This window comes from Streptomyces sp. NPDC028289 (assembly GCF_055565975.1).
In genome coordinates, this window is sequence record NZ_JBVHTI010000001.1 from 728,283 (window position 1) to 739,698 (window position 11,416).

Genomic DNA, 11,416 nt, shown 5'->3' on the forward strand with positions numbered 1-11,416 from the left:
GCTCACCCCTCCCAGCCGGCCGGGAGGTGGATCATCTTGTGTTCGAGGAACTCGCCGTAGCCCTCCGGCCCGAACTCCCGCCCCAGACCGGAGTTCTTGTAGCCGCCGAAGGGGCCCAGCATGTCGAGGCTGAAGGTGTTCACGGAGTAGGTCCCGGTACGGACCTGCCGCGCGACCTCGATGCCGTGCGCCACGTCCGCCGTCCAGACGCTGCCGCTCAGGCCGTAGTCCGAGTCGTTCGCGATCTTCAGCGCCTCGGACTCGTCGCCGTACGGGAGCAGGCAGATCACCGGACCGAAGATCTCCTCGCGGGCGATCCGCATGGAGTTGTCGACGTCGCCGAAGAGGGTGGGTTCGACGTACCAGCCCTTCTCCAGGCCCGGCGGCCGTCCGCCGCCGGTGAGGATCTTGGCGCCCTCCTCCTGGCCGATGCGGATGTAGTCCAGGTTCCGCTGCTGCTGGCGGCGCGCGACCAGCGGGCCCACCTGGGTGGCCGGGTCCAGCGGGTCGCCGACCTTCAGGGCGCTCGCCGCGGCCGCGAAGGCGTCGGCGAACTCGTCGTAGCGCGAGCGCGGGACGAGGATGCGGGTCTGGGCGACGCACGCCTGGCCGTTGTTCATCCAGGCCGCGGGCACGATGCCGGCGACGGCGGCGGCCACGTCCGCGTCCGGCAGCACGACGGCCGCCGACTTGCCGCCGAGTTCCAGGGTCACCCGGGTGAGGTTCTTCGAGGCGACCTCCATCACGCGCTTGCCGGCCGCGACCGAGCCGGTGAAGGAGACCTTGTCGACGCCCGGGTGGGAGACCAGGTACTCGCTCACCTCGCGGTCCGCCGGAAGGATGGAGAGCACGCCCTCCGGCAGCCCGGCCTCCTTCGTGATCTCGCCGAGGATGTACGCGTCCAGCGGCGACTCCGGGGACGGCTTCAGCACCACCGTGCAGCCGGTGAGCAGCGCCGGGGCGAGCTTGGCGGCGGCCACGAACTGGGGCACGTTCCACGGCACCACGGCCGCCACCACCCCGACCGGCTCCCGCCGCACCAGGATCCTCCCGAGCACCCCGTCGCGGGTCTCCTCGTACGTGAAGTCACGCGCCACCCTGATCGCCGCGTCCCACACCATCATCGCGCCGAGCGCCTGCGCGAGGATGCTCCAGGAGTACGGCGAACCGTTCTCGGAGGAGATCACCCGGGCGATCTCCTCGTGCCGTACGGCGATCGCCTCCTTGATGCGGGTGACGACCTCGATCCGCTCGTCGAGCGTCATCCGCGGCCAGGGCCCCTCGTCGAAGGCCCGCCGCGCCACCGCCACCGCCCGGTCCACGTCCTCCCGCGAGGCGTGCGGCACCCGCCCGAAGACCTCCTCGGTATGCGGAGAGACCACCTCGATGACGTCCTTGCCCAGGGGGTCGGTCAACTCCCCGCCGATGAACAGCTGTCCGTGTTCCAGGAACTCGGTCATGGCGCCCCGCCACCCTTCCTGACGATGTCTCAGAACTGATACCAGTTCTAGTTGAACTAAGCCAGGGGCAGGGCCGAATAGGCTCCCACCAGCACTTTTGACGCCTTCGAAAGGGCCGCCATGCGCGCTGACCGGGCGCCGTGCCCGGTCAGTCGGTCAAGTGACGGCGGAGGAACTCCAGTTGGTGCCCCAGCAACCGGGCGAACGTGTCGTCGGTCGGTGCGGCGTGGGTCATGCCGCTCAGGGGCAGCACCTCGTGCGGTTTCCCGGCGGCCAGCAGGGCGCTGGAGAACCGCAGCGTGCCGGCCACGAAGACGTTGTCGTCCGCCAGCCCGTGCACCAGCAGCAGCGGACGGCTGAGGTTCGGAGCGTCGGCGAGCAGCGAGGACCGCTCGTAGTGCTCCGGGTACCGGTCGGGCAGGCCGAGGAAACGCTCCTTCCAGCAGGCGTCGTAGAGCCGCTGGTCGGTGAGTGGGGCGCCGGACACCGCGGCGTGGAAGACGTCGGGCCTGCGCAGCACCGCGGCGGCGGCCAGGATCCCGCCGAACGACCAGCCGCGGATACCGACCCGGCCGAGGTCCAGCTCCGGGTGGCGTTCCGCCGTCGCGTGCAGCGCGGCTACCTGGTCGTCCAGGGTCGGGCCGATCAGGTCGCCGAAGATCTCCTTCTCCCAGCGCGGCCCGCGGCCGGGCGTACCGGCGCCGTCCGTCACCAGCACCGCGAAGCCCTGTTCGGCGAACCACTGCGAGACGAAGGCGTGCGAGGCCTGTTCGGCCAGCACCTTCTGCATGGCGGGGCCGCCGTAGGGGTCGACCAGCACCGGCAGCGGGGCGTCACCGGCCTGGTGCCAGGACGGCAGGAAGAGGCGGGTGCGCAGTTCCCGCGGCCCGACGACGGCGGACTCGGCACGCAGCCTCAGCAGTGGTCGCTGGGCGTGCGAGCCGATCTTGACGGGCGCGGGGCCGTCCGGCTCCGGCAGGCCGTCCCGGGTCAGCCGGTGCACGGTGGTGCGCGAGCCCGGCAGATCCGGTGTGCGCGTGACGCGGACGAACGTGCCGCCGCCGAACGCGCCGGAGTGCACGCCAGGCTGCTCGGTCAACCGCTGTACGCCCTGGCCCGGACGGTACCTCCACACATGGCGCTCGGTGGGCTCAGCGGCCGCCGTGAAGAACACCGTCTCCCCGTCCACCGCGAGCACCTCGTGCAACTGCAGGCCCTCCGGCGTGACCGGTGTGCCGTCGATGCCCAGGTGCCGCGTCTCGCCCCGGTCGAGGTAGTCGACGACGGCGCCGCCGGCCGTCCGCGCGGGCACTCCGGGCACCAGCAGCTCCACCCATCGCTCGTCGCGCCGCTCGGCCAGGAGGCCGGTCGCACCGTCCCCCGGGTCGACGGCCAGCACCCGGAGCGTGCGCTGGTCGCGGCTGAGGACGGCGGCGAACGGGCCGTGCCCGTCCCAGCCGGCCGCGGGCAGGTACTCGAAGGCGGCCCGGTCCCAGCGGACCTCGGTGCGGTTGCCCGCCAGGTCGGCGATCCACAGCGTGACGTCGGCGTTGGCGGTACCGACGCGCGGGTACCGCATCGTGCGCGGCGGCTTGGCGGGGTCGGCCGGATCGGCGAGGTACCACAGCCCGACCTCGCGGTTGTCCACCCGGGTCGTCAGCAGCCGCTCCCCGTCCGGTGCCCACCAGTACGCGCGGTGGCGGTTCATCGACTCGCTCGCCACATGTTCCGGCAGGCCGAAGAAGACGTCCGGGCCTTCCGCCGGCTCGGGCGCGGCCACCGCCCGGTCGCCGCCGCCGTCGGCGCCGATCACCCGGAGCGCACCGCCGCAGACGTAGGCGACGTACCGGCCGTCCGGGGACGGGCGCGGGTCCACCACCGGCTGCCGGGCGGGCAGTTGCCGTACGGCGCCGGAGACCGTGTCCACCACCCACAGGTGTCCGGAGAGCGCGAACGCGGCCGTCCGGACGGCCGCGTCGGTGGCGTAGTCGGTGATCCCGGCGCCCTGCTGCCTGGCGCGCTCGCGCCGGACGCGCTCCTCCTCCGGCACCTCGTCGGTCGCGTCGCCGAGCAGTCCGGCGGGGTCGGCCAGCAGCCGTTCCGCGCCGGTCGCCGCATCGAGCCTCCACAGGCAGCCGACCGGGTCGTCCCCGGCCCGGCTCCGCAGGAACAGGACACAGGCACCGTCCGGCGCCACGGTGAAACGGGCGGGCGCGCCGAGGGTGAAGCGGCGGGTGCGGGCGATCTGTCGCAGCAGCGGGGAAGTCACCATGCCCGGCACTGTGTCATTCGTCCGGGACGACGGCACGGAATATCGCGACCGCCCGTTGATCACCCCGAGTACGGGCCCTGTACAGGCCCCAGGCCCAGACACAGACCTGGACCTGAGGTCCGGGCCTGGCCCCAGACCTAGGACTTCGAGGCCTGCTGCCACTCCTCGGCGAGGAGTCCGAGCAGCACCTCGTCCACGAACTCGCCCATCACCCAGGCCGAGGAGCGCAGCACGCCCTCGCGGACGAAGCCGTTGCGCTCGGCGGCGCGCAGCATCGCGGCGTTGCCTGCCAGGGTCTCGATCTGCAGGCGGCGCAGGCCGCGCACGACGAAGCCGTAGTGGCACAGGACCGCGACCACGTCGGTGCCGTAGCCCTGGCCGCGGGCGGCAGGCAGCAGGCCCAGTCCGAGGTGCGCGAGGCGGTTGTGGGTGTCGATGCCCCACAGCGTGGCGGTGCCGACCAGCGTGCCGCCCGCCAGCTCCACCACGGAGAACCTGACGCTCCCGTCGTCCTTGTGGTCCACCGTGAGCCGTGGGTCCTTCGACCCGGCCGGTACCGGCCGCCACGGATCGCTGTCGACCAGCGAGGAGTAGACCACGTCGTCGTAGAGCTCGGCCCGCAGGACCGGGATGTCCTCTTCGTGCCGGGCCCGGAGCCCGACCGTGCTGCCTCTGAGCATGCGTGCTTCCTATCCGGCCGGGCCGGCCGGCGGCAAACCGTTTTGTGGCCGCCGCAGGCCGGAGCGTCGTCAAGTGAACTTCGCCCACCGCCTGTCTGACGCGTCATCAGGTCTCGTTATAGTGGGCAGTGGCCGTGGGGCCGGCGGGACCGGGCGGGGGCGGAGGAAGGCTGATGACGGACGGTCTGGGCGAGTCGGCGGAGGTGCGGCCGGAGGTCGCGGTGCGGGATCTCGGCGGGGGTGTGCGCTCGGTCGCGGTGCCCATCCCGGACAATCCACTCGGCCACACGCTGGTGTACGTGATGGACACCGACCGGGGGCCGGTGCTGGTCGACACCGGGTGGGACGACCCCGAATCGTGGGACGTGCTGGTGGCGGGGCTGGAGGCGTGCGGTACGGGCGTCGGCGAGGTGCACGGGGTCGTCATCACGCACCACCATCCCGACCACCACGGCCTGTCGGGGAAGGTGCGCGAGGCGTCCGGGGCCTGGATCGCGATGCACGCGGCCGACGCGGCGATCGTGCGGCGGGCCCGGGAGACCCGGCCGGAGCGGTGGTTCACGTACATGGCGGCGAAGCTGACGGCCGCCGGGGCGCCGGAGGAGCACGTGGCGCCGCTGCGCGGCGGACCCCGCCGCAGCACCCCGCCCGGCCTGGCCCCCGCCCTCCCCGACCGCGAGATCCTCCCCGGCGAACTCCTCGACCTCCCGGGCCGCCGGCTGCGCGCCGTCTGGACGCCGGGGCACACCCCCGGTCACGTCTGCCTGCACCTGGAGGAGGAGCACCCCGCCCAGCTGCCGGGCCACGGACGCCTGTTCTCCGGCGACCACCTGCTCCCCGAGATCACCCCGCACATCGGCCTCTACGAGGACCCCGACGACGCGACCGTCACCGACCCCCTCGGCGACTACCTCGACTCCCTGGAACGCGTCGGCCGCCTCGCCCCCGCCGAGGTCCTCCCGGCCCACCAGTACACCTTCACCGACGCACCGGCCCGGGTACGCGCACTGCTGGCCCATCACGAGGAACGCCTCGCCGGCCTGCTCTCCCTCCTCCAGCAGCCGCTCACGCCCTGGCAGTTGGCGGTGCGGATGGAGTGGAACCGCCCGTGGGACCAGATCCCCTACGGCTCCCGCAACATCGCCGTCTCGGAGGCCGAGGCCCATCTGCGGCGCCTGGTGAAGCTGGGCCGGGCGGAGGCGGTGGCGGGGAGCGAGCCGGTGACCTACGTGGCGGTGCAGGCGATGCGGCTCAGTTGACCGCACCCTCGGCGGTGATCAGCATTTCCGCCAGGTCGGCGAGGGTGGCCAGTTGGCGGGGGTTCATCTGGGGGGCGCGGGCCGCGAGGCGGACCAGGCCGCTTTCGCGGAGGCGGGAGAGCGGGTCGGCCCGGGCCTCCAGGCTCTGGAGCACCGGCTGGAGCGCCTCGTACAGTGCCTCGGGCTCGTCGGCGGTGAAGAAGCCGGGCGGGAGTCCGAAGAACCGCCGCAGCCGGTCGGTGTGTTCGAGGCTCGGCAGCCCGCTCTTGCGCCACTCGCTCAGCCACTGCCGGCTGGTGCCGGCGATCGCCGCGAGCTCGCCCAGCGAGTACCGCTTGCCGTCCGGGCGGCGCCGGTTCTCGCGGATGAAGTCCAACCGCTGCCGCACCCGTTCGGCGAGCCCCGCCTCGGGCGCGGCCCCGCCTGCGAGAAGTTCGGCGACCACCCCGACCGGGATCCCGGTGCGGTACGACAGGTCGGCCACGTCCAGCGCCTCGGAGAGCCGTCCCGGACGTCCGGTCAGCTCCCCGAGCCGTTCCAGTACGCCGGTCAGCGGGGCATGGGCGTCACTCACCAAGGTCCCCCTGGACGCGCGTGATCGGTCGGCCGGCCGAGCGGGGCCGGGCAGACGCGAGGCTATCGAATCACCGGTCCCGCCCACCAGACATGACAAGAACCGCTGCCCAAGAGGGCAGCAATTGTTGACATATGACGGACCGACACGAAAGGATCACGTCACCAGGCCACGGTCGAACCGACCCGCCCCGGGTGCCGCCTATGGGGGAGTGGCATCCGGGGCGACCAGCCGCCCCGCCTCCTCCCGGAAGGTGAGGCGACCGATGCCGCAGCCCGTGCTGCTCCTCGGTGCCGGACACCGGTGCGCGTACGACGAGTTCGTGCTGACGCGCATCGCCGCGGCCCGCCCGGTGCTGCTGGTGGACGCCGCGCCGCCCGCCTGGGCACAGTCGTGCCTGGCCGGTCACCTCGCGGCGGACCCCGGCAAAGGCGGCGCGACAGCGTCGGCGGTGGTACGGTTCGCGGCCCGGCACCGGGTCCGCGGCGTGCTGACCTACTCGGGCGAGTACGCGGTCGCCGCCGCGAGGATCGCCGGGCAGTTGGGGCTGCCCGGCCCCTCCCTCGCCGCGGCCGAAGCCTGTACCGACCCGCCCGCGTTGCGCGCGCTGCTGGCCGCCCGCACCGTTCCCACCGGCGACCCCGGCGACCTCGACGCCCCCGGCGCGCCCCGCGTCTCCGCCGAGACGGTCGTCCTCGACGGCGAGATCCGCATCGCCGCCATCACCCGTACGACCCTGGGCCCGGCGCCCGCCCGGCAGCCGCTCCGGCACACCGTGCACGCCCACGACGGCCTGCTGCACAACCGTTTCCTGCGCCTGGCCGTCGACCGCACCGTGCACGCCCTCGGCGTCGACCGGGGTGTCCTGCACATCGGCCTCACCCTCACCGACCGCGGCCCCCGGGTCACCGACGTCGCCCCGCATCTGCCGGGCGACCTGATCCCGCTCCTCGTCAAGCGGGCCACCGGTGTCGACCTCGCCCAGGCCGCGGCCGCCCTCGCCACCGGCGAGGTGCCCGACACGACGCCCACCCGGCAGCGGGCGGCCGCGATCCAGTTCGCCTACCCTGCCGCCACCGGCCGCCTCGACCGCCTGGACCTCTCCCCCGACGCCGCCCACGAGTCCGGCGCCGACCGCATGCTCCTCACCCAGCACACCGGCACCCACGTCACCGCGGGCCCGCACGCCACCGCCGCCGACCGGCTGGCCCTCTGGGTGGCGCTGGGCGAGACCCCGAACGCCTGCGACGACGCACTGCGCCGCATGGCCCGCCACCTGTCGGCGGAGATCACCCCGCTCGCGAACGCGGCCTAAGGGTTTTGGCAAAGAGTCAGGAGTTCGATCCCGTGTGCATCCCGTTCGGGAAAGAAACTGGATCGCCGGGCGCGTCCCGCCCTACGGTGCCGCCATGAGCAATCACCCGGAAGCGCCTGTCGCGCCCGTCGAGGCCTACGAACCCCCTTACTACGTGGCCGTCTTCACCACGGTGCGGACCCAGGACCAGAGCGGCTACAGCGAGACCAACGCACGCATGGAGGACCTGGTCAAGGACATCCCCGGCTACCTGGGGATGGACCACGCGCAGACTCCCGGCGGGCTGGGCATCACCGTCGGGTACTTCCGCGACGCCGAGGCGCTCACCCGGTGGCGGACCGACGCCGAGCATCGCGCGGCGCAGCAGCGCGGGCGGGCCGAGTGGTACGAGAGCTACACCCTGCACGTGGCGAAAGTGGAGCGGAGCCACGGTTTCACGCGGGGATCGGTGCTCGAAGGCTAGAAGGCGATCGACCGTATCAACTGCCCCGCCGCACCGAGCACTTCGACTTCCCCTCGGCTCATCGTCGGATTGGCCGCCCGGCGGCGCAGGGCCTCCGTCAGTCCCTCCTCTGTCAGTTCGCCGGGGTCGGCGAGCAGGGCCGTCAGCATGTCATGGGCCAACGGGTACGCGCCGAGGGCCACTTGGGCGAGGATCACCGCGGACATGCCCCAGTCGAGTCCGGGCGGCCCGTCCTCGGCGTTGCTCCAGTCGATGACCCGGGGACCGTCGGGGGTCATCATCACGTTGTCCGGATGCAGGTCGAGATGGAGGACCCGGACGCCGGGGTCGGCCGGGTCCCGGCCGGGCACGGTGTGCAGCTCCCGCAGCAGCGAGGCGAGCAGCGCACCGCCCTCCGCCGGGCCCGTCTCCCCCGCCAGCAGCGCCGCCAGCATGGTGGGCCCGGACAGCCGCTCCATGACCAGTTCGGTACGGGACCCGGTGGGCCGTACCCGGGGCGCCGGGTACCCGTACTCCCGTACGTACGTCATCACCGCGCCCTCGGCGGCCGCGTCCCCCCAGCCGTCCCGGTCCCGGCGCAGCACCCAGGCCTCGTCGAGCTCGTACACGTCGGCCGAACGCCCTGAACCGAGCAGTCTCCCCGTCATGGCAGGACCATAACGAAACGGTCCCCGCACAGCCCCCTCTCAGCTTCCCCGGGGCGGCCGGTAAAGTAGCCGGGTCGTCATCACCCGTACGGGGGGAAGCCGGTGCAATTCCGGCGCTGACCCGCAACCGTGAGCCACACGCCCCGTGGCAAGCCGGACCGCCGCGCCCGGGACGTTGATCGGCTCGTGTGCGCCGGCACCCGTCGTCGCACGGCACCGTCGAGGTTTACGGAGCCGAGCCGCCGGGGTCTCCCGCGCTGCCCGGCTCCCCGCAGGGAGAGGCACCCGCCGACCATGACCGTTCTCCGCCGCACCGCCGGAGTGCTGGCCGCCACCGCCGTCATCGGTACCGCCACGCCCGCGACGACCGCACTGGCCGCCGGCAGCACGTCCCCGTCACCGTCCGCGTCGGCGGTGCTCCCGTCGGGGCTGTACGGCGCTACGGACCCCAAGTTCGACGGCGTCTGGCGCCAGTCCCTCGCTCTGCTGGCCCAGCGCGCGGTGGGGGTGACCCCGGCCGTGAAGGCGGTGGACTGGCTGGCCGGGCAGCAGTGCGCGGACGGCGCGTTCGCCGCGTTCCGCGCCGAGCCGACGGCGGCCTGTGACGCCAAGGTGACGGTCGACACGAACAGCACGGCCGCCGCCGTACAGGCACTGAAAGCGGTCGGCGGGCACGACGCCGCCGCGGACAAGGCCGTGACCTGGCTGAAGTCGCAGCAGAACAAGGACGGCGGCTGGGGCTACACCCCGGGCTCGCCCAGCGACACCAACTCCACCGGCGTGGTCGTCGGCGCGCTCGCGGCGGCCGGCGCGAGCGCGCCGAGGTCGCCGTACGACCTCCTCGCCAAGTGGTCCCTCCCGTGCGGCCAGGACGGTGGCGGTGCTCTCGCCTACCAGCCGGACAAGCAGGGGAAGCTGGCCGCCAACGCGGACGCGACGGCGGCCGGCGTGCTCGGAGCCCTCGGCAAGGGGTTCGTGACGACGGCCGGGAAGGCCCCGGCGAAGGGCCCCGCGTGCGCCGACTCCGGCAAGACGCTCACGCGGGAGGAGGTGGCCCGCAACGGCGCCGCGTACCTGGCGGACGCCATGTCCACGACCGGCCACCTCGTCTCCGCGCTCCCCGGCGCCACCCCGCAGCCGGACTACGGCAACACCGCCGACGCGGTCGTCGCCCTGGCCGCGCAGGGCTGGACCGCGCAGGCGCGGAAGCCGTACGCCTGGCTGGAGGCGCACGCCGCGCCGTGGGCGGCGCAGAGCGGGCCCGCGGCCTACGCCGAGCTGGTCCTCGCCGCGCACGCGACGGGTGCGGACCCGCGCGACTTCGGCGGCACGAACCTGGTGACGGCGCTGGACGCGACGGGACCGGCCCCGCAGGCCGCCACCGCGAAGCACGCCGAGAAGCACAGCGAGGGGAAGAAGTCGGGCAACAGCGTGTGGTGGATCGTCGGCACCGGGCTCGTCGCCGGTATCGGCATCGGCTTCCTGTTCAGCGGCCGCCGGAAGCAGCAGCAGCCGTGACCGCGGTCCGTCGTGCGGCGCTGCTGCTCCTGGCCGCGCTGACGCTGTGCGCGACGGCCGCCGGGCCTGCGGCGGCCACCGGCTACCGCTACTGGTCCTTCTGGGAGCGGGACGGCGCGCACTGGACGTACGCCACGCAGGGCCCCTCTACCGCTCAGCCCGCCGACGGGTCGGTCGAGGGGTTCCGCTTCGCGGTGAGCGAGGACTCGGCGGACGCGTCGCAGCCGCGCGGCACGGCGGACTTCGGGACGATCTGTGCGGACACCCCCGCCGTCGGTGGCCGCAAACGGGTGGGGCTGGTCGTCGACTTCGGTACGACGGCGGACGCGCCCTCGGGAGAGCGGCCGCCTGCGCGGCGGACAGCCTGCGCGGTGGTGTCCGAGGACGCGACGACGGCGGCGGCACTGGCGGCGGTGGCGAAGCCGCTGCGGTACGACACGAACGCGTTGTTGTGCGCGATCGGGGGGTATCCCTCCCGGGGCTGCGGCGAGAAGGTGACGGCGACGGCGGGGGCCGGGGGTACGCCGGGCAGCGGACCGTCGCTCGGGCCGGCGGCCGGTGTGGGAGTTGTCGTGCTCCTCGCCGCGGGAGCCTTCTGGCAGACACGGCGGCGCAGAAATGCCTGACACCGCGGGCCGGTGGGAGCTTCCCGCGCAGCTCCCCGCGCCCCTGACGGGGCACGCCCCAACCGCAGGCAGTCACGCCACCGCGGGCCGGTGGGAACTTCCCGCGCAGTTCCCCGCGCCCCTGACGGGGCACGCCCCAACCGCAGGCAGTCACGCCACCGCGGGCCGGTGGGAACTTCCCGCGCAGCTCCCCGCGCCCCTGACGGGGCACGCCCCAACCGCAGGCAGTCACGCCACCGCGGGCCGGTGGGAACTTCCCGCGCAGCTCCCCGCGCCCCTGACGGGGCACGCCCCAACCGCAGGCAGTCACGCCACCGCGGGCCGGTGGGAGCTTCCCGCGCAGCTCCCCGCGCCCCTGACGGGGCACGCCCCAACCGCAGGCAGTCACGCCACCGCGGGCCGGTGGGGGCTCGCGGCCCTTGCGGGGCACGTTCTGGCTGCGGGCAGTCGTGCCGCTGGGGCGGCACGGGTGGGCGCTGGGGGTCCCCCCGGCCGAAGGCTGGGGGAGGCACCCCGCGAGCGCGGGCGAGTGAAACCCGCCGTCCCCCGGCACCAGCGCCGCTCACCCGTACACCCCGGCGCCTGGTGGCTCTGGTCGCTCT

Annotated in this window: 10 protein-coding genes and 1 riboswitch; of the genes, 5 read left to right on the forward strand and 5 right to left on the reverse strand. The window is 73.7% G+C overall.

Annotation, left to right across the window (positions count from 1 at the left end; translation table 11 throughout):
* Positions 1-2: 2 nt before the first annotated feature.
* From ACZ4UV_RS03245 to ACZ4UV_RS03255, 3 genes are all read right to left on the reverse strand, one after another.
* Positions 3-1,460, reverse strand: coding sequence for an aldehyde dehydrogenase (locus ACZ4UV_RS03245; protein WP_467835622.1), 1,458 nt, complete (start codon positions 1,458-1,460; stop codon positions 3-5).
* Between the two features lie 148 nt (positions 1,461-1,608).
* Positions 1,609-3,732 carry a S9 family peptidase gene (locus ACZ4UV_RS03250; protein WP_451020471.1) on the reverse strand — a complete coding sequence of 708 codons (2,124 nt, stop codon included), beginning with the start codon at positions 3,730-3,732 and terminating at the stop codon, positions 1,609-1,611.
* A gap of 137 nt (positions 3,733-3,869) precedes the next feature.
* On the reverse strand, positions 3,870-4,412 hold the full coding sequence (locus tag ACZ4UV_RS03255; RefSeq protein ID WP_451020470.1) for a GNAT family N-acetyltransferase: 543 nt from the start codon (positions 4,410-4,412) through the stop codon (positions 3,870-3,872).
* 173 nt (positions 4,413-4,585) lie between these two features.
* Between ACZ4UV_RS03255 and ACZ4UV_RS03260 the strand changes: the two genes are divergently transcribed.
* The gene (locus ACZ4UV_RS03260; protein ID WP_451020469.1) at positions 4,586-5,671 is read left to right on the forward strand and encodes an MBL fold metallo-hydrolase; all 1,086 of its coding nucleotides are present in this window, start codon (positions 4,586-4,588) and stop codon (positions 5,669-5,671) included.
* On the opposite strand, the gene ACZ4UV_RS03265 is transcribed toward ACZ4UV_RS03260, so the two are convergent.
* Positions 5,664-6,245 carry an XRE family transcriptional regulator gene (locus ACZ4UV_RS03265; protein ID WP_390045373.1) on the reverse strand — a complete coding sequence of 194 codons (582 nt, stop codon included), beginning with the start codon at positions 6,243-6,245 and terminating at the stop codon, positions 5,664-5,666. The two genes, ACZ4UV_RS03260 and ACZ4UV_RS03265, sit on opposite strands and share 8 nt — an antisense overlap.
* A 265-nt stretch (positions 6,246-6,510) precedes the next feature.
* Here ACZ4UV_RS03265 and ACZ4UV_RS03270 point away from each other — a divergent pair, with 265 nt between their 5' ends.
* Both ACZ4UV_RS03270 and ACZ4UV_RS03275 read left to right on the forward strand, forming a co-directional pair.
* Positions 6,511-7,560 carry a hypothetical protein gene (locus tag ACZ4UV_RS03270; protein WP_467835625.1) on the forward strand — a complete coding sequence of 350 codons (1,050 nt, stop codon included), beginning with the start codon at positions 6,511-6,513 and terminating at the stop codon, positions 7,558-7,560.
* A gap of 94 nt (positions 7,561-7,654) precedes the next feature.
* The gene (locus ACZ4UV_RS03275; protein WP_451020467.1) at positions 7,655-8,023 is read left to right on the forward strand and encodes an antibiotic biosynthesis monooxygenase family protein; all 369 of its coding nucleotides are present in this window, start codon (positions 7,655-7,657) and stop codon (positions 8,021-8,023) included.
* On the opposite strand, the gene ACZ4UV_RS03280 is transcribed toward ACZ4UV_RS03275, so the two are convergent.
* Positions 8,020-8,670, reverse strand: a complete 651-nt coding sequence (locus ACZ4UV_RS03280) for a phosphotransferase family protein (protein WP_451020466.1) — start codon at positions 8,668-8,670, stop codon at positions 8,020-8,022. The two genes, ACZ4UV_RS03275 and ACZ4UV_RS03280, sit on opposite strands and share 4 nt — an antisense overlap.
* Positions 8,671-8,707: 37 nt before the next feature.
* A riboswitch (cobalamin riboswitch) is annotated at positions 8,708-8,850 on the forward strand.
* Positions 8,851-8,964: 114 nt separating this feature from the next.
* On the opposite strand from ACZ4UV_RS03280, the gene ACZ4UV_RS03285 reads away from it, so the two are divergent.
* Positions 8,965-10,188 (forward strand): prenyltransferase/squalene oxidase repeat-containing protein, encoded by a 1,224-nt coding sequence (locus ACZ4UV_RS03285; protein WP_467835627.1) that lies wholly within the window; start codon positions 8,965-8,967, stop codon positions 10,186-10,188.
* Positions 10,185-10,814 (forward strand): SCO2322 family protein, encoded by a 630-nt coding sequence (locus tag ACZ4UV_RS03290; protein WP_451020464.1) that lies wholly within the window; start codon positions 10,185-10,187, stop codon positions 10,812-10,814. The genes ACZ4UV_RS03285 and ACZ4UV_RS03290 overlap by 4 nt, the downstream gene beginning before the upstream one ends.
* The last annotated feature ends 602 nt before the right edge of the window (positions 10,815-11,416 follow it).